Genomic DNA, 22,122 nt, shown 5'->3' with positions numbered 1-22,122 from the left:
CCGTTTCAGGAGACCGCAGCGGCCGGGCGTGCGGGCTCCGGGTCGCGCGTGTGCCGGCGCGTCGGCAGCAGCAGCGGCGTGGCGAGCAGCAGCACCCCGGACGCGGTGATCGCGGCGAGCGGGCCGACGACGGTGGCGAGGACGCCCCACACGGTCATCAGCGTGGCCTGGGTGAGCCGGCCGGTGACGCTCCACGCGGTCAGGACCTGCGCGGTGTGCGCCTGCGGGGTGCGGCGCAGGCGCTCGGTCGCGGAGATCGGGTTGAACACGCCCATGCAGGTGATGAGGACCGACTCGACGGCGATGACGGTCAGCAGGCCGGTGGTCCCCGGGTGGGTGAACGCGAGACCGAGCGGGACGATCGACCGCAGCCAGCCGGACGCCGTCATCACCCGCTGCCGCCCGTACCGCCGCACCAGGCGCGGGCTCAGCCGTGCGCCGAGCACGCCGCCGAGCGCGGAGACGCCGAAGACCAGCCCGTACTGCCAGGCCGCCACCCGGTACTCACCCAGCAGGAGCACCGCCAGCAACGGCGCGGTCGCCATGATCAGGCCGCCGACCAGCACCGAGTTGAGGAACAGCCGCCACAGCACCGGGTCGCGGCGCACGAACCGCCAGCCCGCGCCCAGGCCGGCAGCCCGCGAGCCGCCCGCCGGGTCGCGGGGCGCCGCCGTGTCGCCGGCCCGGATCCGCCGCACCGCGAGCGCCGACAGCAGGTGGCTCACGGCGTCCGCGGTGATGGTGACGACCGGTCCGAGCAGCCCGACGAGCGCGCCCCCGAGCGGCGGCCCGGTCGCCGTCGCGGCCCAGCTCGTCGCCTCGAACCGCCCGTTCGCCGCCAGCAGCCGATCACCACGGACCAGACTCTTCAGGTACGCCCCGGACGCGGCGGTGAACGTGATGCCGGCCGTCCCGCAGACCACCGCGACGACGAGCAACTGTCCGTAGGACAACACCCCGAGCGCGTACGCGGCCGGCACGCTCGCCAGCGCCGCGAACCGGACCAGATCCGTCGCGACCATCACCGGCAGCCTGGGCCGGTACGCCATCCACGGGCCCAGCGGGACCGCCAGCACCGCCGCCACGGCGAGTCCGGCCGCCTCCAGGAGCGACACCGCGAACGCCGACGCATCCAGCACGCGCACCGCGATCAGCGGAAACGCGCCGAACGCCAGCCAGGTGCCGTACGTGCTCACCGCGTACGCCGACCACAGCCACCCGAAATCCGACCCCGGTCTCCGCACGCCGCCCCCCGTCACCGATGCCCCGCGCATCAGACCGGCCGCGCGGGTGCCGCGGCAAACAACCGCCGCCCGGCGCGCCACAACCATCGGCTGGACCCGCCTACTGTGGGCCGGTGGACAGCGAGGCGGTGCGGTCGTTCGTGCGGGCGGCCGAACTCGGTCAGTTCCGGCATGCCGCCGACGACCTGGGCGTCACCCAGCAGGCCGTGTCGAAGCGGATCGCCGCGCTGGAGCGGGAGCTGGGAGTGCGCCTGTTCACCCGTACACCCCGAGGGGTCGAACTGACACACGACGGCCGGGCGTTCCTCCCGCACGCCCGGGGCGTCGTCGCGGGCGCCGACCGCGCGGTCGCCGCGGTCCGGCCCGGCGCGCGGGCGCCGCGCATCGACGTGCTCGGCCTGCGCAGTGCGCAGGCCGTTCTCCTGCACGACTACTGGCGCTCCCACCCGGGCGTCGACCTCGACGTGGTGACGCTGCGGGTCGACGACCCCCGGCAGGTCGCCGCCGCGGTCCGGGCCGGCGACGTGGACGCCGCGTTCCGTACCGTCACCGACCCGGCCGCGCTGCCGCCCGAGGTACGGATGGTCCGTGCCTTCGACTTGCCGCTGCAACTGCTCGCCGGGCCCCGGCATCCGCTCGCGTCCGCGCGCACGCTCACGCCCGCCCATCTGCGTGGACAACGGCTCCGGGTGCCGGGCATCGTGCCGGGCAGCGAGTGGGGCGAGTTCTACGAGCAGCTCGCCGACGCCTTTGACCTGTGGGTGGACGCGACCGGGCCGAACTTCGGCACCGAGGTGCTCCTCGACACGCTGGCGGACTCGGCGGACGTGGCGACGCTCGTCGGCGCCCGGGACCGCTACCTGTGGCCCGCCGGCCACGACCTGCGCCGCATCCCGATCGCGGGTCCGGTGCTCGCGTACCCGATCAACCTCATGCTGCCGCGGACCGGCCCGCACCCGGGGCTGCGGCCGGTGATCCGCCACTTCGCGGGCCTGCCGCCGCTGCCGGGCCCGGTCTGGCGGCCCTCCTGGGCCGTCTGATCAGGGCTGCGGCGTTCGCCGCGCCAGGTGGACAGTGACGTCGGCGGTGACCTCGACAGTGCCGGGCAGGACGGCCCGGATGCGGCGGAACACCTGCTCGCGTACGTCCGGCGGCAGTTCGAGATAGGCGGAGACGGTCGACAGGAGACCGACGTAGTCGTCGGCACTCGTCGAGATCCGCCGCTCGATCCCCGACTGGCGCACGTCGGTGAACCACTCGGACGCGCGCAGCTCGGTGCCGGGCCACTGCATGCCGGCCGCCGGCGGCGTGCCGTCGGGCGACGGGATCTCGTCGTCGGCGAGGTACTCGGACCGGGCCGCGGCCACCGCGTCGCGCAGCGCCGGGTCGGCCAGCCGCAGCGGCCCGCCGAACGAGGCGAACACGCCACCGGGGGTGAGCAGCCCGGCGATCCGCTCCCACCGCCGGTCCGGGTCCGTCCAGTGCAGGGCCGCCGCCGCGTACACCAGGTCGTGGCGCTCGCCGGCGCGCAACTGCTCGAACGCGGCCTGCCGGACCCGGACGTCCGCGGGCACGTGCCGGCGCAGCTCGGTGAGCATCGCGGCGTCCGGGTCGGTGGCGGTGACCGCGACGCCGCGCCGGGCGAACAGCCGGGTGGCCTTGCCGGTCCCGGCGCCGATCTCCAGGGCGGTCCGGACGGGCCGGTCCGCGTACGCCAGCACCAGGTCGGCCAGTTCCTCGGGATAGCCGGGACGGAACCGCTCGTACGCCTGCGCGGCCGCTCCGAAGCTCAACGCACGACCCGGCACACCGAGCATCCTCCCACGATCGGGCCGCCGTCCTACGCGTCCGGATCCCACGCCGCGATCCGGTCGAGTACGCGCCGGTCGCCCTCGACGGTGAGCGCGTCCAGCGGTATCCGGCCGTAGAAGGCCAGGACCAGATCACCGGCGCTGGAGCTGGCGGCGGTGTCGGCCGGGCCGGCATCGGTTCCGGCGGGCAGGCGGGTGACCCGTACGCCGTCGGGGGTGAGCCGCGTGCGCCAGGAGCCGCCCTCGGTGACGTGGTAGTCGAGGACGGCGGGCGCGTACGGCCACGGCACAGTGGTCGCGCAGCAGGTGAACAGGAAGTCCTCCACGCCGTCGAGGGCCACCTCGACCGGCAACGGCCGCGGCGCGCCCGCGGTGAGCTGGGCGTCGTAGGTGTGCACCGCGATCTCCTGGAGCTGGTGCCGGGCGACGGCGCCGCAGTTCTGCGGCGACTGCGACGTGTCCCACCACGTCCAGCAACCACGATCGGGTCCGGCGTCGCGCAGCGCGACCAGCAACCGCTCGGTGGACTCGGCCAGCCAGTCCCGCAGCGCCGTACGCTCCCGGGGCGCGTACGGACCGTCCGGTGCGGCCCGTCCGGACGCCTCCGGTCCGGCCGCGACGGTGGCCGCCCACGAGCGGCGTCCCTCGCCGATGTGCCGGGCCAGGTCGAACAGCGTCCACTCGGGGCAGGTCGGCACCGGCGCGTCGAGGTCCGGCGCGGCGGCGACCGCGTCCCGGAACGCGGCCGCCCGGTCGTCGATCAGCCGCAGCCGATCGGTAAACGTCATCGGTTCGATCACCCCGGCTGTCTACCACCGGGCCCGGAAGCCGGACAGCGAGTTTCGGCGCGCACGTGCGCGGCGACGGCGTCGGCGACCTGCTCGGGCGGGGCGGCGGCGTCGATCAGACGGGCGTCGGTCACCGATCCGAACGTGGCGAGCGCCCGGGCGACGTGGTCGTGCCGCCAGCCGCGCGCGCCGACCTCGACGTGGTCGGCGTCGATGCGGGCCCGCAACCGGTCCTCGGGGAGCGTGAGCACGACCTCCCGGACGTCGACGCCCGCGGCGCGGATGCCGCCGAGGATCTCCGCGCGGTACGCCGGGTCGAGCAGGCTCATCGGCACGATCCAGACGCCCGGGTGGTGCCGGTCCAGCCCGGTGACCGTCTGCACGACGAGATGACGCCACAGTGGCAGGTCCTGGAAGTCACCGGTGGGGGAGGTGACGAACGCGGTGAGCATCGAGCCGAGGAACTCCGGGTCGAACAGCCGAGCGTCCGGCAGCGCGCTCGTGAGCAGCCGCGCGGTGGTCGTCTTGCCGACACCGAACGCACCGTTGACCCAGACGATCACGCGATCATGATGCCATCACTCGGCGAAGTCGACGCCGGCCAGCGGCACGCCCCGGTACGCGGCGAGGCGCTCGGCCTCCGCCACCACCGCGTCGCGTGCGCCGCCGGTGAGCTTGCGCCACTGGTGAACGGCGACGGTGAAGGTCCGGCCGGACTTGCGGGGCCGCCACGTGCCGGCCAGATCCCCGTCGGCCAGCACCGCGCCGGGGCGGCCCAGCACCGGCCACAGCTCCTTGACGCGAGCCGCGTCCGGCACCAGCGTCGCCCGGTCCTTCGCCTGGAGGAACAGGTCGAACGGGCCGAGCAGGCGCGTCGTCGTGGTCTCGGCCGACGCCAGCGCGGCCTCGTCGGCAGCGAGCAGCCAGCGCGTCTCGCCGTCGACGCTCACCTCGGCCGCGTCGCCCGGCCAGCGGGCCTTGACCTCCTTGACCGGGGCGTCGAGGTAGTCGGCCACGTGCTTCGGGGTCGCCGGGCCGAGCAGCCGCAGGTAGGCGCGGACGAGGTCGAACCGGTCGCCGGGCGCGTCGGCCGGACGGAATCGGCGGATGCGTTCCAGGACCGGCGGCGACGTGTCGAGCCGCAGCTCCAGGCCGGCACGCACGGCGGCGAGGCGAAACGGCATCTCGTAGAGGTGGGTCGCGTCGCACGGTCGGCAGAACCGCAGGTAGGGCTGCGGCATCACCTCGGCGAGCCGCCCGGAGACCTCGCCCTTGACCGTCGGCGTGCGGACGATCTCCCGCATCCGCGCGGCCACCTCGTCGAGCGCGGCGACGATGCCGATGCCCGCCGCCTTCAACGGCTTCGCCGCGTCGTAGATGCGCTTGCCCGCGTCGGCGTCGGAGAACGGCTCGACCGCGGCGGCCACCGCGCCCACGTCGGCACGGCGGTAGAGGTGCGGGGCGCCGCGTACGGTCCAGAGCAGGACCAGGTCGTCGCCGGTCAGCGGGGCCACGTCGACACCGCGCGCGGCGAGCGCCCACCGGCCGCCGTCGGGGCCGGTGTCCTGCACGCCGATGTCGAGCACGGCGGTGTCGGCGAGCGAGCCCTCGGCCCGGTCGAGCTGCTGAGCGCGCACGCGGAAGGCCATCACCTGACGCCTGTCGACCATCGCCACAGCGTAGGCGCCGGCACCGACACGTCCGGCGCGGCGCGGCCCGTTCGTCCCGGCCCGGTCAGCCGTCGGTGGAACACCGCGGGCGGGTCAGCGGTCGGCGAGCAGGCGTTCGCGGACCTCGCGGCGCAGGATCTTGCCGATCTGGGAGTACGGCAGCTCGTCGACGACCACGACCCGGCGCGGCACCTTGTATCCGGCCAGGTGGGTGCGGCACGAGGTCCGGATCGCCTCCGGCGTACCGGCCACCGCCGGGTCGACCACCACCGCTGCGACGACCTCCTCACCGTCGTCGGTGGGCATTCCCACGGCGGCGGCCTCGCGTACGCCGGGGACGCGGCGCAGCGCCTCCTCCACCTCGGACGGGTAGACGTTGAAGCCGCCGGTGATGATCAGCTCCTTGATCCGGTCCACCACCGTCACGAAGCCGTCGGCGTCCATGGTGACGATGTCGCCGGTGCGCATCCAGCCGCCCGGCAGCAGCACCTTGGCGGTCTCCTCGGGCCGGTGCCAGTAGCCGGAGAACACCTGCGGGCCGCGGACCAGCAGCTCGCCGGCCTCGCCCGGCGCGCGGTCGCGGGACGGGTCCTCCGGGTCGACGATGCGTACGTCGGTGGAGGGGAACGGCACGCCCACCGTGCCGGGGCGGCGGGTCGGCGCGACCGGGTTGCCCACTGTGATCGGCGATGTCTCGGTCATCCCGTACCCCTCGACCAGCAGGCCGCCGGTCACCTGCTCCCACAGCTCCACGGTGGCCGGCGGCAGCGACATCGCGCCGGACAGCGCGTACCGGACGGAGGTGAGGTCGACGCCGCGTTCCCGGGCGACGGTGGCCAGCTTCGCGTAGACCGGCGGCACCGCCGGCAGGAACGTCGGCGGGCGGCGGCGGACCGCGTCGAGCACCTGGTCGGCGTCGAAGCGGGGGAACAGCACCAGCGTGGCCCCGATGCTCACGGCGAAGGTGAGGCAGAGCGTCAGCCCGTAGGCGTGGAACAGCGGCAGCACCGCGTACACCGTCTCCGCGCCGTCGCGCAGGCCCGGCACCCAGGCCCGGCCCTGCGCGGCGTTGGCGCGCAGATTGCGGTGGGTCAGCACCGCGCCCTTGGGCTCGCCGGTGGTGCCACCGGTGTACTGGAGCAGCGCCACGTCACCGGCCTCCGGCGCGGGATGGCCGGCGGGCAGCGGCCCGGCGGCGGCGACCAGTTCCGACCAGGCCAGGGCGCCGGGCGCGGGGGCGGTCATCGCGGCCCGGGCGGCGCGGACCTTCGGCAGCGGCACGCGCAGCGCCCACCGCTTGAGCCGCGGCAGCGCCGCGGTCAGGTCGACCGCCACCACGGTACGCACGGCGCCGCGTCCCGCCACCAGCGGCGCGACCTTGTCCCACGCGATCGCGACCGTCGCACCGTGGTCGGTGAGCTGCCGGTCCAGCTCGTCGGCGGTGTAGAGCGGGTTGTGCTCGACGACCACCGCGCCGAGGCGCAGCACGGCGTAGAACGCGACCACGTGCTGCGGGCAGTTCGGCAGCACCAGAGCCACCCGGTCGCCGGGGCCGACGCCGAGGCGACGCAGCGCCTCGGCGGCGCGGGACACCTGGTCGGCCAGTTCGGTGAACGTGGTGGTGGCGCCGTAGAAGTCGAGCGCGACCCGGGGACCGAACCGCCCGGCCGCCTCGGTGAGCAGGTCGACGAGCGAGCCGTCCGGCTCGGCGATCTCGGCAGGCACGCCGGGTGCGTAGCTACGGGTCCAGGGTCGCTGGGCGGTCGCGTCCATCGCCGTTACTCCTCGTCGCGCGGATGACGCCCCCAGCCTAACTTGACCGCCCGGTAACCTACGCTCACGTAGGTTGCCGGGTGGGTCACACTCTCCGCAGGTCAGCGTCGGCGGGTCGAATGCTGGTGCACCACCCGCCGGCCCTTCACGATCCCGAAGATGATCACCGCGGCGAGCGCGATCACGCCGATGATGACGAGCCAGCGGACCGCCTCCAGCAGCAGCCCGAGCAGGATGAGCACACCGGCGACCACGCCGACCACCCAGAGCAACGCGCGCATGTCCCAGCCTCCCGTCGTACGGTGGGCCGTGCGCTTTCCCGCTGCTCGTGCGGCCATGCGCCGCCGGGTGGATCAGTGCCGGGCCACGTACACGGTGTTCGCCGCCTCCCGGCCCTGCAACGGGTTCGGGAACCGGACGACGTGCGCCACCGAGGTCGGGAACACCTCGGTCAGCGTGCGCTGGAACTCCGGGTCGGGCGGGTCGTTCGACCACAGCGCGAAGACGCCCTCCGGGTGCAGCAGCGCGGCCAGCCGGCGCAGCCCGTCGGCCGTGTAGAACGGTGCGTGACCGGGGTGCAGCACCTGGCGGGGGGAGTGGTCCACGTCCAGCAGCACCGCGTGGAAGCGGCGCCCCGGCTCGTCCGGGTCGAGACCGCCGCCGGCGACCGCGGCGAAGAAGTCCGCCCGGACGAACCGGGTACGTGGATCCGTGGCCAGACCGGCGGCGAACGGCAGCAGATCCCGCCGGTGCCAGTCGATCACGTCCTCGATCGCCTCGACCACCACCAGCGACCGCACCCGGGGATCCTCCAGTGCGGTACGCGCGGTGTAGCCGAGGCCGAGCCCGCCGACCACCACGTCCAGCGCGTCACCGGTCAGCGGGGCCAGCCCGAGCCGGGCCAGTTCGATCTCCGCGACCGGGAAGGCGCTGGACATGAGGTACTCGTCGTCGAGCTTCACCTCGTACACCTCGGCGTCCAGCGCCGGGTCGCGGCGCCGCCGCAGGCTGATCTCGCCGATCGGCGTCTCACGCCAGGCCAGTTCCTCGAAACGCGCGCCCACCCGGTGTCCTCTCCGCCGATCCGTCCCCGGATGCTACCGGCCGGTCCCGGCCCGGCGAAACGACGGCGGACGGCGGTCAGTCGGCGGGGCGGGTGGCCACCACGACGGTGTCCAGCGCGTCGACGGTGCCGCCGTCGGTGGCCGGGACCGGCCGGCGGGTCGTCTCGGCCCGCTGCACACGCAGCCCGGCCAGCCCGTCGACCACCGACTCCGGCGTGAGCAGCACGTCCGGGTCCTGCGGGCCGCCGATGCCGCCGGTGAGGTTGGCCAGGTCGTGGCCCACCACCACGAGCGTGCCGCCGGGGCGCAGCGCGGACTTCGCCGCGGCGAGCACCCCGGCGAACTCGGGTGCCGGCAGGTGCAGGTAGCTGATCAGCACCAGGTCGTAGCTGTTCGGCACCGGCCGGTACGCGGTCACGTCCGCCACCCGCCAGTCGACTGTCACGCCCCGCGCGGCCGCCAGCTCCCGGCCCCGGTCCACGGCCACGGCGGAGAAGTCCACCGCGTTGACCCGCCAGCCCTGACCGGCCAGCCAGACCGCGTTGCGGCCCTCGCCGGCGGCGACGTCCAACGCTGACCCCGGGGTCAGCCCGGCGACCGACTCGACCACGAAACGGTTGGGCTCAGCGCTCCACACCAGTCCGGGCGCGTCGGCGTACCGGCTGTCCCAGGCGCTGCTGTCCACTGTGTTCCCTCCTCCGGCGGCCCCACACCGCCAAGGTGACCGTACCGGCCACGGCAAGCGCTCCCACGGCGAGTCCCCACACCGGCGGCAACTGCTGCGCGAGCACGAACACGCCCATCACCACGACGAACCAGCCGAACCCCCGGCGCAGCAGGTCGGCCGGGATCCGGCCGGCGAGCCGGCCACCGAGCAGGCTGCCGACGACCGCGGCGGCGGTGACCCCGGCGGCGAGCCCCCAGTGGATCTGCACGCTGGACAGGTACCCGGCCAGGCCGGCGAACGACTTCATCGCGATGACGACCAGCGAGGTGCCGACCGCGACCGGCATCGGCAACCCGCCCAGCAGCGCCAGGGCCGGTACGACCAGGAAGCCGCCGCCCGCGCCGACCAGGCCGGTGACCAGGCCCACGACCACGCCGTCCCCGACCACCCGCAGCATCGGCAGCTCGTGCGGCACCGGCCGGCCCTCGGCGGACCGGCGGCCCCGGAGCATCGCGACCGCGGTGGCGAGCATCATCAGCGCGAACCCGGTCAGCAGGACGCCGGCCGGGACGAACTCGGCCAGCCGGCCACCGGCGTACGCGCCGGTCATGCCGGCCAGGCCGAAGATGAGCCCGGTGCGCCAGCGGACCCGGTTCGCGCGGGCGTGCGGCAGCACGCCGACGGCGCTCGTCACGCCGACGACGAGCAGCGAGGTGGCGATCGCCTCCTTGGCGGGCAGGTCGGCGACGTAGACCAGCAGCGGCACGGCGAGGATCGACCCGCCGCCGCCGAGCAGGCCCAGCGTCACGCCGATCAGCACCGCGCCGGCCAGCGTCAGCGCGAGGGTCGTCACCTGCGGCTCCCGTCGCGCAACTGCCCCACGATCGTGTCCAGGTCGCAGCTCGCGCCGCGGTTGTACGGCAGCTTGCTCAGCAGCATGCCCATGGCGCAGGTGTTGGTGAGCGCGGCGAACGTGAGGCCCGCGCCGATGAACCCGGCGACCCACTTCAGGCCGGGCACGAACACCGAACCGACGACGGCGGCGAGCACGATCGAGCCGGCGACGAGGCGTACCTGGCGCTCCAGGTCCCAGCGCGACCGGCCCTGGTTGACCGGGGCGTTCGTGGCCTGCCAGGCCAGCATGCCGCCGTCGAGCACCTTGACGTTGGGCAGGCCGACGGTGCCGAGCGCCTGGCCGGCCTGGCTCGCCCGGACGCCGGAGCGGCAGATCAGCACCACGTCCTCGTCCAGGTGGCCGCGCAGCTCGGCGCGGTGTTCCCGGAGCAGGTCCAGCGGCACGTTGTACGCGCCGGGGATGTGCGCCGCCTCGAACTCGCCGGGCGTGCGCACGTCGAGCATCCGGGGCGTACGGCCGGCGGCGATCAGCTCGCGCAGGGTCGCCGCGTCGATGGTGGTGGGGGTGGTCGTGGTCATGCTCTCTGTACTCCTTCACGGGTGTTTTCGGGCAGGGTCGGGCGCCGGCCGGCGTAGGGACACGCCGGCCGGGCGCTCAGGGAGAGGTCAGGCGGTGGGCGCCATGCGTACGCCGGCCGTCACGGCCCGGCCGTACGAGTCGTCGATCAGCACCACGTCCCGGCCGGCGTTGGCGAGCAGGGACGCGGCGGCGGTGGCCCGGTAGCCGGAGCCGCAGTGCACCCAGATCGTTCCGGCGGGGATGTCGGCGAGCCGCTTCGGCACGTCCGGCAGCGGCACGTGCACCGCGCCGTCGATGTGCCCGGCCTTCCACTCGTTGGTCATCCGCACGTCGAGGACGACCTGCGGCTCGGGCAGCCCGGCCGGGGTCTTCCCGGCCTGTGCGGCGGCGAGCGCGTCGAAGTCGGCCACCGCCGTCTCCCGCAGCTGCGACGGGTCCGTGGTCCACTGCTCGGGCTCGCCGGTGGCCTGGGCGGCCGGACGGTCGATGCCGATGCGGACCAGTTCCCGCTGGGCGTCGGCGACCTGCTCCGGGGTCTGCGCCAGGAACGTGATCGGCACGCCCCAGTCGATCAGCCAGCCGAGCCACGTCGACATCGGCCCGTCCAGGCCGAGGCTGACGGTTCCGGCCAGGTGCGAGGCCGCGTACGCCTTGCGGTGGCGCAGGTCGACCACCCACTCGCCGGCGGCGACGCGCCGGCGCAGTTCGTCGGCGTCGGCGCGGGCCACCGGCGTGAGGTCGACCGGGGCGGGCCCGGCGGCGTTGGCGACGCCCATGTGGGCGTAGTACGCCGGGTAGGCGTCCAGCCCGGCCAGCGTCTCCGTGACGAACTGGTCGGCGGCCAGCCGCAGCACCGGGTTGGCCTCCTTCTCCCGGCCGATCGTCGACTCGGGCGCGTCGGCCTGGCTGGCCGAGCAGAAGCTGCCGAAGCCGTGCGTGGGCCACACCTGCGCGCCGTCGGGCAGCAGGTCGGCCAGCTTGCGCGCCGAGGCGTGCTGGTGGTGTGCCAGCTCGTGCGCGTACTGCTCGCCGAGCAGGTCGGTGCGGCCGGTGGTGCCGAACAGCAGCGAGCCGCCGGTGAACACGCCGGCCGGTGTCCAGCCGCCGTCGGAGGCCTCGTCGATCGCGTACGACAGGTGGTGGAAGGTGTGGCCCGGGGTGCCGATCACCCGCAGCCGCATCGTGTCCGACACCGGCACGGTGTCGCCGTCGGAAACCGGGGTCCGGTCGAACTCGACCGTGTCGGCGGCGGCCACCAGGTACTGCGCGCCGGTGATCCGGGCCAGTTCCAGTCCGCCGGAGACGTAGTCGTTGTGGATGTGCGTCTCGACGACGTGGGTGATGCGTACGCCCTCGGCGCCGGCCAGGTACAGGATGCGGTCGATGTCGCGCTGCGGGTCGACCACGATCGCCACCCGGCCGTCGGAGGCGAGGTAGCTGCGGTCGCCGAGCGAGGAGGTCGCGATGACGGACACGTCGAGGGGCATGCCGTTTCCTCTCATTGCCTATATACCCCGGGGGGTATGCGTGGGACAGTCTGCGGCCCGGGTTCTCCAGGCAGGTGTTTACCCGCCCGCGTCGCGGTCACACGGCGCGGGCGGGACTCAGCCGGTCAGGCGGGTGCCGTCAGGCCAGGGACAGGAAGAGCTTCTCCAGCTCCTCCTCGGTCATCTCCGGCTCCTCGCCCGCCTGTCGGGCGGCGTCGCAGTAGCGCATGCCGGAAGCGATGATCTTGAACCCGGCCCGGTCGATGGCCTTGGAGACCGCGGCGAGCTGGGTCAGCGCGGCGCGGCAGTCCTCGCCGTTCTCCATCATCTCGATGACGGCGTTGAGCTGCCCTCGGGCCCGCTTGAGCCGGGTCAGCGCGTCGCCGGTCATCTCGGGTCGAAGCTTCACGTCTCACCTCCTGCTCGCAAACATACCCCAGGGGGTACCGGTGTCGCCACCCGTCAGGCGGTCTTGGTCCGGACCTCGTCCATGTCGAGGTCGCGTACGGCCCGGATCAGCTCCTCCAGTCCGGCCGTCGGCAGGGCCCCCGGCTGGGCGAACACCAGCACGCCGTCCCGGAACGCCATGAGTGTCGGGATCGACCGGATCTGGGCGGCGGCCGCCAGGGCCGGCTCGGCCTCGGTGTCGACCTTGCCGAAGACGATGTCCGGGTGCTGCTCGCTGGACTTCTCGTAGACCGGCGCGAACGCCCGGCAGGGGCCGCACCAGCCGGCCCAGAAGTCGACCAGGACGATGCCGTCCCGGTTGACGGTCTCTGCGAAGTCGGTGGTGGTCAACGCCACGCTGGCCATCAGTACCTCCGTCGGTTCGGGTCCTGCATGTGTAACACACCCCCCGGGGTATCCATTCCGTAGTGGTGCGAGGGGCGGGTGAGGGACACGCAGGGTCGCCGGGGCATCGACGGAGCGCTTATCCTGTGCGCCGACCATCCCGGCGGGAAGGGACACGATGGCGTCGCGGCAGGACCAGCTGCACTCGTACCAGTTCACCGTCCAGCGGGCGGTCGCCGCACTCGTCATGCGGGAGACGGACCCGCCGCAGTCCCCGTTCCGCCGGCTGGCCGGCGCCGGTCTGGCCAGCGTCCTGGTCGCGGCGATCGCGCTCGGCGGCGTCGCCCTCCACGGCCTGTTCACCGGCGGCGGCGACTCGTGGCGCGAGACGGGCGCGGTGATCGTGGAGAAGGAGTCGGGTGCGCGATTCGTCTACCGCGACGAGAAGCTGCACCCGGTGTCGAACTACGCCTCCGCGCTGCTGATCATCGGGGCGGAGAAGCCGAAGACGGTTCTGGTCGGCCGCCGCGCCATCGAGGGGGTGCCGCGCGGTCTGCCGCTGGGCATCGCCGACGCGCCGGACTCGCTGCCCGCGCCGGACCGGCTGGTCCGCGACGCGTGGACGCTCTGTTCCGTGGAGGGGGACGAGCCCGGGCGCGACGAGGCCCGGTCGGTGCTGCTGATCGGGCGGCAGGCCACCGGCGGCCGGGTGCTCGGCGACCAGGGGCTGCTGGCGCGGCACCCGGACGGCGGCCTGCACCTGCTCTGGCACGACCGGCGCTACCTGCTGCGCGACACCGACCGGGTGCTCGCCGCGCTCGCCGCCACCAGGGAACGGGCGGTGCCGGTGGCGGCGGCGCTGCTGAACACGCTCCCGGCCGGCGCGGATCTGGCCCCGCCGCCGCTGGACGACCTCGGCGAGCCGTCCGAGCGGGTCACCGGCGCGGCTGTGGGTGACGTCTACCTGGTGCGCAACTCCGGCGGCGGACGGCAGTACGCGGTAGCCCGGCGCGGCGGGCTGGCGGCGATCACCGAGTTGCAGGCGGCGCTGCTGCTGGCCCGCACCGGCCAGGGGGAGCCGGAACCGATCACGCTCGGCCGGTTCGCCGCGCTGCCGAAACTGCCCGGTCTGGTGCCCGGCGGGCCGGCCGCGCCGCCCGCCGTCCCGCCCCGGCTGGCCGCCGCCGAGAGCGGTGCGATCTGCGCGCGGGCCGGGGACGACGCCGGCGTTCGCGAGATCCGTCTCGGAGTCACCGCGCCGGACCTCGCGGCTGCCACGCGGACACCGGGCGGGCGGGCCGGGCTCGCCGACGAGGTGGTGGTGGAGCCGGGACGCGGCGCGCTGGTGGAGGCGGTGTCCGCGCCGGGCGCTACCGGCGGCGCGGTCTGCGTGATCACCGACCTCGGACGGCGGTACGCGCTGACCGGCACGGACGTGCCGGGCATGCTCGGCTATGCCGGAGTGCGCCCGGCGCGGCTGCCGGCGGCCCTGGTGGACCTCCTGCCGGCCGGCAGCCCGCTCGACCCGGAGGCCGCCCGCACTGTCGCCGCGCCCGCGTGAGCCCGGCGCGGCAGGAGAAGGGTCAGCCGGCGGGGCGGCGCAGCACCGTCACCGCGAAGTCGGCGTCGTCGCGCCACGGCCGCAGGTCCCAGGTGGCGAAGCGGTGCTCAGGGCGCAGCCCCGCGGCGACCGCGTCGGCGTCCAGGTCGGCCACCGGGTAGCCGCGGTCGGTGGCGAAGCCGACCACCACGAGGCCGTCCGGGCGCACGTGCGCGGCGACGCGGCCCAGCACGTCGCGTTCGGTGCCGGGGGCGACGAAGACCATCACGTTGCCGGCCAGCACGGCGGCGTCGAACGGCTCCGCCTCGCCCTGCGCGGCCAGGTCCAGCTCGGCCAGGTCGGCGACCAGGAAACGGGGGCCGGGATGGTCGGCGCGGGCCGCCTCGACGAGCGTCGGGTCGGCGTCCACGCCCACGACGTCGTGCCCGCGCGCGGCGAGCGCGGCGGCGACCCGGCCGGTGCCGCAGCCGGCGTCCAGGACGCGCGCGCCGGGCGGTACGAGCGCGTCGAGCAGCCGCGCCTCACCGGCCAGGTCGGCGCCCTCTGCGGCGAGCTGACGGAAGCGGTCCACGTACCACTGCGAGTGGCCGGGCTTCGTGTCGGTCACCCAGCGCGTCGGCTTGCCCATGACGCCACCGTAGCTGATCTTGTGGGAGCGGGTCAGGCGAGCGCCAGGAACGTGCCGGCGGCGAGCGGCCCGCCCAGCGCGACACCGGCCAGCACCTGCGGCCAGGTGTGGTCGCCCAGGCGTACCCGGGACCAGCCGACGGCCGCGACGAGCGCCCAGCCGACGTTCGCGGCCGGGCCGGCCAGCGGCACCAGCACGGCGACGGTGGCGGCGGCCACCGCGGCGTGGATGCTCAGCTTCCACCAGTGGTTCACCAGCGCGCAGGCCGCGCCGACCACGAAGACCACCACGATCACGGCGAACAGTTCGGCGGGTGCGCGTACCGCCGCCAGCAGCAGCAACCCGGCCGCCACCGAGGCCAGCCCGATCGACAGCGGCCGGGCCCGCTGCGTGCGGTCGCCGACGTGCCGGTCGGTGAGCCGCCCCCGGCGTACGCCGTGCACGAGCACACCGATCGGGATGACGGCGCAGAACGTCAGCGCGATGCCGCCCCAGAGCAAAAACTGGCCCGCCGAGCGGCTGACCCGGGCGGCGGCGATCAGCGGCAGCGCCGTGACCAGGACGGTCGGGGCGAGCGCCTCGGTGAGCAACCGGGCCGCCCGCGCGCCGGCCCGGCGCTCCCGTGATGCTCGCACCCGATCATCCTGGCACGGACCCTCAGCCCTTCTCGGCCCCGCTGGTGAGTCCCTCGGTGAGCAGGCGTTCCCCGGCGAAGAACAGCACCACGATCGGCAGCGTGAGGATGACCGAGCCGGCCATCAGCACGGTCTTGGGCACCTCCACGCCGTCGGCGAGCAGCGACAACCCCAGCGACACGGTCCACCTGTCCGGCCGGTCGACCAGGAACAGCAGCGCGAACAGGTACTCGTTCCACGCGATCATGAAGTCGTACAGCGCGACAGCCATCACCGACGGCGCGGCCAGCGGCAGGCTGACCCGGCGGATGATGCCGAGCCGACCGGCGCCGTCGATCGCCGCCGACTCCTCCAGGCTGACCGGGATGGTCTCGAAGTAGTTCTTCAGCATGTAGACCGACACCGGCAGCGTCTGCGAGATGTAGACGAGCACCAGGCCGGTCAGCGATCCGCGCAGCCCGGCGCGGGTGAAGACCACGAACAGCGGGATCGCGATGACGATGGACGGGAACAGGTAGACCGCCAGGAACAGCGCGCTGACCTGCCGGCGGCCGAAGAACCGCAGGCGGGACACCGCGTACGCGCCCGGAATGGCGATCACCAGGGTGAGCGCGGTGGCGGCCAGCGCCACCAGGCCGCTGTTGCGGATGAACGTGAGGAAGCCCTGGCCGCCGTCGGAGACGGACCTCAGCACCTCGGCGTACGTGGCGACGGTCAGCTCGCCGAACGGCACCCAGAGCGACCCGGGTTCCAGCAGCAGGCGTTCGATCGGGCGTACCGACAGCACCAGCATGTACCAGAACGGCAGCAGTGTGACCACCAGGAACCCGGCGATCACCAGCCGGCGCAGCCAGCGCAGGCTGACCGTCTCGATCCGGTCCCGGTCCATCACGCCTCCCGTCGCGCGCCGAAGAAGCGCAGGTAGATCGCCACGAACACGAGCAGCACCACGGCCAGGACGACCGCCTGGGCGGCGGCCGCGCCGATGTCGGTACGGGCGGTGAGGAACTGGTAGACCCGGACGCTCACCACCTCGGTGCCGGCCGCGCCGCCGGTGAGCAGGTAGACGTCGTCGAACTTGTTGAACGTCATGATGAACCGCAGCACGCCGATCAGCGCGATCACCGGCATGAGCTGCGGCAGCAGGATGTGCCGGAACCGCTGCGTGGGTGTGGCACCGTCGACCCGCGCGGCCTCCTCCAGCTCACCGGGCACCGCCTGGAGCCGGGCCAGCAGGAACAGGAACGCGAACGGGAAGTAGCGCCACGCCTCGAACGCGATCACCGTCCACAGCGCGGTGGACTCCTGGGACAGGAACGGCACCGGGGAGTCCCAGCCGAGGAAGCGCCGCCCCCAGTCGTTGACGATGCCGAGCTGCGGGTCCAGCATCACCTGCCAGACGAACGTCACGGCGACCACCGGCGCCACGTACGGCAGCAGCATCGACGCGCGTACCAGCGTGCGGCCCCGGAACGGCCCGCGTACGGCGAGCGCCGCCACGAGGCCCACCACTATCGAGCCGGCGGTGCCGCCGACGCTGTAGAGCACTGTGGTCCAGAGCGTGTCGGCGAACCCGGGCGTGTGCAGCACCCGGTCGATGTTGTCCAGCGTCAGCTCGCCGAACAGGCCGGTCTTGCGCAGTGTCGCCAGGCGTACCCGCTGGAAGGCCAGCACCACCGTCCAGACGATGGGTATGCCGATCACCGCGAGCACGACGAGCAGCGTCGGGGCGACCAGCGCGAGCCCGGCGCGGGACTCGCGGCGGCGCAGCGTCAGCGGGCGGCGGCCGGGTCGGCGGGACCGCTCCGGTGCGGGGGAGCGGCCGGCCTCCGGCGCGGTGGTGGTCAATTGACGCCCTTGGCTATCGCCTCGACGTCCTTGCGGGCGCGTTCGGCGGCGGCGCGGGCGTCGGACTTGCCGCCGACGACGTCGGCGAGCGCCTTGGGTACGGGCAGCTCACCGAGGATGGCGCCGACGAGCTTGCCCTGGTTCTCGGTCAGGCCCCAGCGCTGGAACGTGTCGGGGCTGCGCCGCAGCGTGGCGAGCACGTCCTCGCCGTAGACCTCGGACAGCGGCTTCTTGGTGTCCACGCCGGCCGGGCTGGTGTTCCAGGCGGTGCGGAACTTCTGCTTGTCCTCCGGCGTGCCGGTGCGCACTGGGAAGCGCCCCTCGGGGGACATGCCGAACCAACGCGGGTAGCCGTCGGAGAGCATGTACTCCACGAACGACTTCGCCGGGTCGGCCGCGCCGTCGAGCACCGACCAGGAGCTGACCTCGCCGTACTGGGCGGGCTCGGTGCCGTTCGGGCCCTTGATCGCGGTGACGAAGCCGCTGTTCTTCGCCAGCCACGCCGGGTCGGACTGGCACTGCGGGCAGGTGGGACGGGCGTCGGCGCGCAGCCCGGCCAGCTCGTCGAGGATGAACGGCGACCAGATCAGCATGGCCGCCTTGCCGGCGAAGTAGGTGGCCCGGGTGGTGTCGACGTCCTGGGCGCCCTTCACCGAGTTGTTCCGCATCAGGTCGCCGTAGAAGCGGAACGCCTCGACGCACTCGGGGGAGTCGAGGGTGACCGTCCCGGAGTCGTCGGTGAGCCGGCAGTTGTTCGCCAGCGCCAGGTGCTCGAACGTCTGCTGGGTGAACACGTCGCCGGGCGCGGTCGCCGCGGTGATGCCGGCGACGCCGCCGGTGTTCAGCTTCGCCGCCGCGGCGGCGATCTTCTCGTACGTGTCGGGCGCCGGCAGGCCGGCGGCGGCGAACAGGTCCTTGCGGTAGACGAGCAGCTGCCCCCACCCGTCGCTCGGTACGGCGAGCTGTTTGCCGCCGTCGCTGGTGAGTTCCAGCGCGCGCGGGGTGAACGTGTCGCGGCCGAGCCGTTCGACGACGGCGCCGTTGGCGTCGGCGTCCACCAGCTCGTTCGCGGACAGCGTGCGCACCCCGGCGAGCGAGACCGAGCCGACCACGTCGGGCAGGTCACCGGCGGCGGCGCTGGAGGCGATCAGGGACGGGAACTGGTCCTCGTTGACGGTGACCAGGTTGACCTGGACGCCGGTCTTGGCGGTGTAGTCGGCGATGATCGCCTTGGTGACGGCGACCCGGTCCGCCACGTCTTCCAGGCTCCAGACGGTGATCCGGGAACTGTCGGATTTCTGCCCGTCGTCGCTGCATGCGGCCACGCCGGTCCCGGCCAGTGCCAGGATCAGGCTGATTGCGAGCCGCCGCGTGGAGGGTGATGACATCGGTGGCACTCCTCTCGAAAGAGCACGGCCTGCCGCTAATACCCATCGATTCATCAATCTAATCACATATGCCCATTTTTTGGGTTAGAATCGGGGTCGGCACTTCCTTCGGAGCGACGCCATGAGCAACTGGGTTGTCTCTCTGGCCGGGCCCCGGCACGTACGCCTGGAGCCCTGCCCCTCGGACCGGCCCGGTCCGGGCCAGGTCCGCGTCCGCACCCGCTACTCGGGCATCTCCGCCGGCACCGAGCTGACGCTCTACCGGGGCAGCAACCCGCGCCTGCGCAAGGACTGGGACGCGGGAAACCGCATGTTCGTGCCCCGCCAGGCCACGCCCGCGTACCCGGTGGTGGGTTTCGGTTACGAGGAGGTCGGCGAGATCGTCGAGGTCGCGCCCGACGTGGCCGGGCGGTGGCCCGGCCAGCTCGTCTGGGGCATCTGGGGGCACCGCGCCGAAGCGGTGCTGCCCGCGGCAGCGGCGCGTCCGCTGCCGTCGGGCCTCGACCCGCTCGCCGCCGTGTTCGCCCGCCCCGGCGCCATCGCGCTCACCGCCGTGCTCGCCGGTGACCTGCACCTGGGCGACTGGGTGGGCGTGTTCGGGCAGGGCGTGATCGGGCTGCTCGGCACCCGGCTCGCGGTGCTCTCCGGCGCCCGCGTCGTGGCCGTCGACCGGATGCCCGGACGGCTCGCGCACGCCACCGGGCTCGGCGCCCGCCGGGTTGTCGACACCGCCGCCGAGTCGCCCGCCGCCGCGCTGCGCGCCGAGAGCGGCGGCCGGGGCGCGGACGTCTGCCTGGAGCTGTCCGGGTCGTACCCGGCGCTGCACGAGGCGATCCGCGCCACCGCGCACGCCGGGCGCGTCGTCGCGGGCGGCTTCTACCAGGGGTACGCCCACGGGCTGGAACTCGGCGAGGAGTTCCACCACAACCGGATCCAGCTGGTGGCCGCGCAGGTCTCCGGGCCGGACCCGGCACCCGGCACGGCCGGCCGGTGGTCCGGGACCCGGATCGCGGACACGTTCATGGACCTGGTGGCCGAGGGCAGCGTCGACCCGCTGCCGCTGGTGAGCCACGTCGTCGACGCGGGCGCGGTGGCCGACGCCCTGGCGTTGCTCGACCGCGGTGACGGTGACGTCCTCCAAGTGGTGCTGAGGTTCTGATGGACATTCCGCTCGCCTGCCAGGAGCAGCTGCTCCCCGGCGCCGACCTGACCCGGAAGTACGCCCTCGCCGTCTCCCTCGGCTACCAGGGCATCGAGCTGCGCGGCCGGGGCGGCCACGCGCTGGCCGGGCGGCTGCCGGAACTGCGCCGCGCCCGCGCCGCCGGCGTGGTCATGCCGACCGTCTGCGTCGAGATGGACCACTTCGTCGGCGACTTCGACCCGGCCCGCTCCCGCGATGCCGTGGACAACCTGCGCTCGCAGCTCTCGGTGATCGCCGAGCTGGGCGGCGTCGGCGCGATGACGCCGGCCGCGTGGGGCATGTTCTCCCGCCGGCTGCCCCCGTTCGAACCACCACGCTCGGCCGACGGCGACCGGCGGGTGCTCGTCGACGCCCTGGGCGAGCTGGCCGGGCACGCCCGCGCCGAGGGGGTCACCGTGTTCCTGGAACCGCTCAACCGGTACGAGGACCACATGGTCAACCGGCTCGACCAGGCCGTCGAGCTGTGCCGCGCGGTCGGGTCACCGGCGCTGCGGGTGGCCGCCGACACGTACCACATGAACATCGAGGAGGACGACCCGCACGCCGCGCTGCGCGCCGCCGCGCCGTACCTCGGGCACGTGCAGGTCAGCGACTCCAACCGGCACCAGCCCGGCGCCGGGCACCTGGACTGGGCGGCGCTGCTGGCCACGCTGGACGCGATCGGCTACACCGGCTGGCTCGCGCTGGAGTGCCGGCTGCGCGGCGAGCCGCTCGCCGCGCTGCGCCAGGCCGCCACCGCGCTGGCCCAGGCCCGTCCCCGGCGGGCCGCCGCATGACGCTGACCACCGGGGTACGCGCCGGCGCCGACCGGCACGCCCGGCTGCGCCGTCTCGCGCTGGCCACCCTGGACGCCAACTGGGAACACGACCACACCGTGCCGTCGCGCACGCTCTACCCGCACCAGTGGAGCTGGGACTCGGCGTTCATCGCGATCGGCCTGGCCCACGTCCGTCCCGACCGGGCCTGGCGGGAGCTGCGCACGCTGTTCGCCGCGCAGTGGGTCGACGGGCGGGTGCCGCACATCGTGTTCAACCCGGCCTCGCGCGCCGGGCCGTACTTCCCCGGCCCGCAGTTCTGGGACTCGGCGCGCGCCGACGGGGCGCCGGCCCGGGCCACGTCCGGGATCGTCCAGCCGCCGGTGCACGCCCCGGCCGCCTGGCTGGTGCACCGCCGCGCGCCCGGTGAGGCGTCGGTGGCCGCGCTGCGGCGGCTCTACCCGAGGCTCGTCGCGCAGCAGCGCTACCTGAGCGGGCGGCGCGACGCCGGCGGGGGCGGGCTGGCGTCGATCGTGCACCCGTGGGAGTCCGGGCTGGACAACAGCCCCGCCTGGGACGCGCCACTGGCCGGGGTGCCGGCCGACGAGGCGGTGATGCGCGCGTACCGCCGGCACGACACCGCGCACGCCGACGCGGCGCAGCGCCCCACCGACCTGGACTACGCGCGCTACGTCGCGCTCGTGGAGAGCTACCGGGCCGGCCGCTACCGCGACGAGGGACTGCTCGGGCGGCACCCGTTCCTGGTGGAGTGCCCGCTGGTGAACGCCGCGCTCGGCGTCTCCGAGTACGCCCTGGCGCGCATCGCCACCGTCATCGGCGCCGACCCGGGACCGCACCGCGACCGTGGCGCCCGGATCACCGAGGCGCTCGTCACCCGGCTCTGGGATCCGGTCACCGGCACGTTCCGTCCCCGCGACGTGCGCGCCGACCGGCTCGTGCCGGCCCGGACCGTGCTCGGGCTGATGCCGCTGGCGCTGCCCGAACTGCCCGCCGGGCAGGTGACCGGGCTGCTGGCCGAGGCGTGCTCGCCGCGCTTCGGGCTGGCCGCCCGGATGGAGCGGCCGCTGCCCACGTACGACCGCACCGCACCGGACTTCGAGCCACTGCGCTACTGGCGCGGCCCGAGCTGGGTCAACACCGGCTGGTTGCTCTGGCAGGGCCTGCGTACGCACCGCCGCGCCGACCTGGCCGCCGGGCTGCGCGAGTCGCTGCTCGACCTGGTCGACCGGGCCGGCTGCCACGAGTACTTCCATCCGGACACCGGCGCCGGCCTCGGCTCACCGGCGTTCAGCTGGACCGCCGCGCTGGTGCTGGACGCGCTCGCCCAGGAGTGACACCGGTGGCGCCGGCACGG

The 22,122-nt window shown here is 74.2% G+C and carries 24 protein-coding genes; 5 read left to right on the top strand and 19 right to left on the bottom strand.

Annotation, left to right across the window (positions count from 1 at the left end; translation table 11 throughout):
- Positions 1 to 5: 5 nt before the first annotated feature.
- On the bottom strand, positions 6 to 1,274 hold the full coding sequence (locus tag V6U82_RS08960; RefSeq protein WP_334460418.1) for an MFS transporter: 1,269 nt from the start codon (positions 1,272 to 1,274) through the stop codon (positions 6 to 8).
- A gap of 83 nt (positions 1,275 to 1,357) precedes the next feature.
- Here V6U82_RS08960 and V6U82_RS08955 point away from each other — a divergent pair, with 83 nt between their 5' ends.
- On the top strand, positions 1,358 to 2,284 hold the full coding sequence (locus tag V6U82_RS08955; RefSeq protein WP_334460417.1) for a LysR family transcriptional regulator: 927 nt from the start codon (positions 1,358 to 1,360) through the stop codon (positions 2,282 to 2,284).
- On the opposite strand, the gene V6U82_RS08950 is transcribed toward V6U82_RS08955, so the two are convergent.
- The 13 genes from V6U82_RS08950 to trxA form a co-directional block, all read right to left on the bottom strand.
- Positions 2,285 to 3,037: a class I SAM-dependent methyltransferase gene (locus V6U82_RS08950; protein ID WP_442933430.1), complete on the bottom strand. Its 753-nt coding sequence runs from the start codon at positions 3,035 to 3,037 to the stop codon at positions 2,285 to 2,287. It abuts the gene before it with no gap.
- Positions 3,038 to 3,084: 47 nt separating this feature from the next.
- Complete coding sequence (locus V6U82_RS08945; protein WP_334460412.1) at positions 3,085 to 3,843, bottom strand: maleylpyruvate isomerase N-terminal domain-containing protein; 759 nt, start codon at positions 3,841 to 3,843, stop codon at positions 3,085 to 3,087.
- 8 nt (positions 3,844 to 3,851) lie between these two features.
- Positions 3,852 to 4,406 (bottom strand): AAA family ATPase, encoded by a 555-nt coding sequence (locus tag V6U82_RS08940; RefSeq protein ID WP_334460409.1) that lies wholly within the window; start codon positions 4,404 to 4,406, stop codon positions 3,852 to 3,854.
- A gap of 15 nt (positions 4,407 to 4,421) precedes the next feature.
- On the bottom strand, positions 4,422 to 5,513 hold the full coding sequence (locus V6U82_RS08935; RefSeq protein ID WP_334460407.1) for a winged helix DNA-binding domain-containing protein: 1,092 nt from the start codon (positions 5,511 to 5,513) through the stop codon (positions 4,422 to 4,424).
- 93 nt (positions 5,514 to 5,606) lie between these two features.
- Complete coding sequence (locus V6U82_RS08930) at positions 5,607 to 7,286, bottom strand: long-chain-fatty-acid--CoA ligase (protein WP_334460405.1); 1,680 nt, start codon at positions 7,284 to 7,286, stop codon at positions 5,607 to 5,609.
- Between the two features lie 101 nt (positions 7,287 to 7,387).
- On the bottom strand, positions 7,388 to 7,567 hold the full coding sequence (locus V6U82_RS08925) for a hypothetical protein (RefSeq protein ID WP_018787202.1): 180 nt from the start codon (positions 7,565 to 7,567) through the stop codon (positions 7,388 to 7,390).
- Between the two features lie 72 nt (positions 7,568 to 7,639).
- Positions 7,640 to 8,350 (bottom strand): spermidine synthase, encoded by a 711-nt coding sequence (locus V6U82_RS08920; protein ID WP_334460402.1) that lies wholly within the window; start codon positions 8,348 to 8,350, stop codon positions 7,640 to 7,642.
- Between the two features lie 76 nt (positions 8,351 to 8,426).
- Positions 8,427 to 9,035 carry a class I SAM-dependent methyltransferase gene (locus V6U82_RS08915; RefSeq protein WP_334460400.1) on the bottom strand — a complete coding sequence of 203 codons (609 nt, stop codon included), beginning with the start codon at positions 9,033 to 9,035 and terminating at the stop codon, positions 8,427 to 8,429.
- Positions 8,974 to 9,870 carry a sulfite exporter TauE/SafE family protein gene (locus V6U82_RS08910; RefSeq protein WP_334460398.1) on the bottom strand — a complete coding sequence of 299 codons (897 nt, stop codon included), beginning with the start codon at positions 9,868 to 9,870 and terminating at the stop codon, positions 8,974 to 8,976. The genes V6U82_RS08915 and V6U82_RS08910 overlap by 62 nt, the downstream gene beginning before the upstream one ends.
- Entirely contained in the window at positions 9,867 to 10,451 is a 585-nt protein-coding gene (locus V6U82_RS08905; RefSeq protein ID WP_334460395.1) for a rhodanese-like domain-containing protein, read from the bottom strand. Before V6U82_RS08905 ends, V6U82_RS08910 begins: the two co-directional genes overlap by 4 nt.
- A gap of 87 nt (positions 10,452 to 10,538) precedes the next feature.
- Positions 10,539 to 11,939, bottom strand: a complete 1,401-nt coding sequence (locus tag V6U82_RS08900) for an MBL fold metallo-hydrolase (protein WP_334460393.1) — start codon at positions 11,937 to 11,939, stop codon at positions 10,539 to 10,541.
- Between the two features lie 139 nt (positions 11,940 to 12,078).
- The gene (locus tag V6U82_RS08895; protein WP_120570221.1) at positions 12,079 to 12,348 is read right to left on the bottom strand and encodes a metal-sensitive transcriptional regulator; all 270 of its coding nucleotides are present in this window, start codon (positions 12,346 to 12,348) and stop codon (positions 12,079 to 12,081) included.
- A gap of 53 nt (positions 12,349 to 12,401) precedes the next feature.
- Entirely contained in the window at positions 12,402 to 12,752 is a 351-nt protein-coding gene (gene trxA / locus V6U82_RS08890; protein WP_128137484.1) for a thioredoxin, read from the bottom strand.
- A 157-nt stretch (positions 12,753 to 12,909) separates the two neighbouring features.
- Here trxA and eccB point away from each other — a divergent pair, with 157 nt between their 5' ends.
- On the top strand, positions 12,910 to 14,292 hold the full coding sequence (gene eccB / locus V6U82_RS08885) for a type VII secretion protein EccB (protein WP_334460391.1): 1,383 nt from the start codon (positions 12,910 to 12,912) through the stop codon (positions 14,290 to 14,292).
- Between the two features lie 22 nt (positions 14,293 to 14,314).
- Here eccB and V6U82_RS08880 read toward each other — a convergent pair whose 3' ends face one another.
- Genes V6U82_RS08880 through V6U82_RS08860 form a run of 5 tightly spaced genes read right to left on the bottom strand, consistent with a single transcriptional unit; the run spans position 14,315 to position 18,791 of the window.
- Positions 14,315 to 14,920, bottom strand: coding sequence for a class I SAM-dependent methyltransferase (locus tag V6U82_RS08880; protein ID WP_334460390.1), 606 nt, complete (start codon positions 14,918 to 14,920; stop codon positions 14,315 to 14,317).
- Positions 14,921 to 14,952: 32 nt separating this feature from the next.
- Entirely contained in the window at positions 14,953 to 15,555 is a 603-nt protein-coding gene (locus V6U82_RS08875) for a phosphatase PAP2 family protein (RefSeq protein ID WP_334460389.1), read from the bottom strand.
- A 22-nt stretch (positions 15,556 to 15,577) separates the two neighbouring features.
- The gene (locus tag V6U82_RS08870; protein ID WP_334460388.1) at positions 15,578 to 16,444 is read right to left on the bottom strand and encodes a carbohydrate ABC transporter permease; all 867 of its coding nucleotides are present in this window, start codon (positions 16,442 to 16,444) and stop codon (positions 15,578 to 15,580) included.
- Positions 16,444 to 17,403 (bottom strand): carbohydrate ABC transporter permease, encoded by a 960-nt coding sequence (locus V6U82_RS08865; RefSeq protein WP_334460387.1) that lies wholly within the window; start codon positions 17,401 to 17,403, stop codon positions 16,444 to 16,446. Before V6U82_RS08865 ends, V6U82_RS08870 begins: the two co-directional genes overlap by 1 nt.
- Entirely contained in the window at positions 17,400 to 18,791 is a 1,392-nt protein-coding gene (locus V6U82_RS08860; RefSeq protein WP_334460385.1) for an ABC transporter substrate-binding protein, read from the bottom strand. Before V6U82_RS08860 ends, V6U82_RS08865 begins: the two co-directional genes overlap by 4 nt.
- Positions 18,792 to 18,912: 121 nt before the next feature.
- Between V6U82_RS08860 and V6U82_RS08855 the strand changes: the two genes are divergently transcribed.
- The 3 genes from V6U82_RS08855 to V6U82_RS08845 are packed head-to-tail and all read left to right on the top strand — an operon-like array spanning position 18,913 to position 22,102.
- Positions 18,913 to 19,950, top strand: coding sequence for a zinc-binding dehydrogenase (locus V6U82_RS08855; RefSeq protein WP_334460384.1), 1,038 nt, complete (start codon positions 18,913 to 18,915; stop codon positions 19,948 to 19,950).
- Entirely contained in the window at positions 19,950 to 20,768 is an 819-nt protein-coding gene (locus V6U82_RS08850; RefSeq protein ID WP_334460382.1) for a sugar phosphate isomerase/epimerase family protein, read from the top strand. The genes V6U82_RS08855 and V6U82_RS08850 overlap by 1 nt, the downstream gene beginning before the upstream one ends.
- Positions 20,765 to 22,102, top strand: a complete 1,338-nt coding sequence (locus tag V6U82_RS08845) for an MGH1-like glycoside hydrolase domain-containing protein (RefSeq protein WP_334460380.1) — start codon at positions 20,765 to 20,767, stop codon at positions 22,100 to 22,102. The genes V6U82_RS08850 and V6U82_RS08845 overlap by 4 nt, the downstream gene beginning before the upstream one ends.
- The last annotated feature ends 20 nt before the right edge of the window (positions 22,103 to 22,122 follow it).

It is taken from the genome of Micromonospora sp. CPCC 205554 (assembly GCF_036902745.1).
Lineage (GTDB): Bacteria > Actinomycetota > Actinomycetes > Mycobacteriales > Micromonosporaceae > Micromonospora > Micromonospora tulbaghiae.
This window is presented reverse-complemented; position numbering and strand designations above follow the sequence as displayed.

What these genes read in the sequence shown, in the direction of transcription:
- trxA (WP_128137484.1), bottom strand. Translation starts at nt 12,752, where the DNA reads ATGGCCAGCGTGGCGTTGACCACCACCGACTTCGCAGAGACCGTCAAC.
- V6U82_RS08935 (WP_334460407.1), bottom strand. Translation starts at nt 5,513, where the DNA reads ATGGTCGACAGGCGTCAGGTGATGGCCTTCCGCGTGCGCGCTCAGCAG.
- V6U82_RS08930 (WP_334460405.1), bottom strand. Translation starts at nt 7,286, where the DNA reads ATGGACGCGACCGCCCAGCGACCCTGGACCCGTAGCTACGCACCCGGC.
- V6U82_RS08845 (WP_334460380.1), top strand. Translation starts at nt 20,765, where the DNA reads ATGACGCTGACCACCGGGGTACGCGCCGGCGCCGACCGGCACGCCCGG.
- V6U82_RS08960 (WP_334460418.1), bottom strand. Translation starts at nt 1,274, where the DNA reads ATGCGCGGGGCATCGGTGACGGGGGGCGGCGTGCGGAGACCGGGGTCG.
- V6U82_RS08900 (WP_334460393.1), bottom strand. Translation starts at nt 11,939, where the DNA reads ATGCCCCTCGACGTGTCCGTCATCGCGACCTCCTCGCTCGGCGACCGC.
- V6U82_RS08870 (WP_334460388.1), bottom strand. Translation starts at nt 16,444, where the DNA reads ATGGACCGGGACCGGATCGAGACGGTCAGCCTGCGCTGGCTGCGCCGG.
- V6U82_RS08905 (WP_334460395.1), bottom strand. Translation starts at nt 10,451, where the DNA reads ATGACCACGACCACCCCCACCACCATCGACGCGGCGACCCTGCGCGAG.
- V6U82_RS08855 (WP_334460384.1), top strand. Translation starts at nt 18,913, where the DNA reads ATGAGCAACTGGGTTGTCTCTCTGGCCGGGCCCCGGCACGTACGCCTG.
- V6U82_RS08945 (WP_334460412.1), bottom strand. Translation starts at nt 3,843, where the DNA reads ATGACGTTTACCGATCGGCTGCGGCTGATCGACGACCGGGCGGCCGCG.
- V6U82_RS08860 (WP_334460385.1), bottom strand. Translation starts at nt 18,791, where the DNA reads ATGTCATCACCCTCCACGCGGCGGCTCGCAATCAGCCTGATCCTGGCA.
- V6U82_RS08925 (WP_018787202.1), bottom strand. Translation starts at nt 7,567, where the DNA reads ATGCGCGCGTTGCTCTGGGTGGTCGGCGTGGTCGCCGGTGTGCTCATC.
- eccB (WP_334460391.1), top strand. Translation starts at nt 12,910, where the DNA reads ATGGCGTCGCGGCAGGACCAGCTGCACTCGTACCAGTTCACCGTCCAG.
- V6U82_RS08880 (WP_334460390.1), bottom strand. Translation starts at nt 14,920, where the DNA reads ATGGGCAAGCCGACGCGCTGGGTGACCGACACGAAGCCCGGCCACTCG.
- V6U82_RS08850 (WP_334460382.1), top strand. Translation starts at nt 19,950, where the DNA reads ATGGACATTCCGCTCGCCTGCCAGGAGCAGCTGCTCCCCGGCGCCGAC.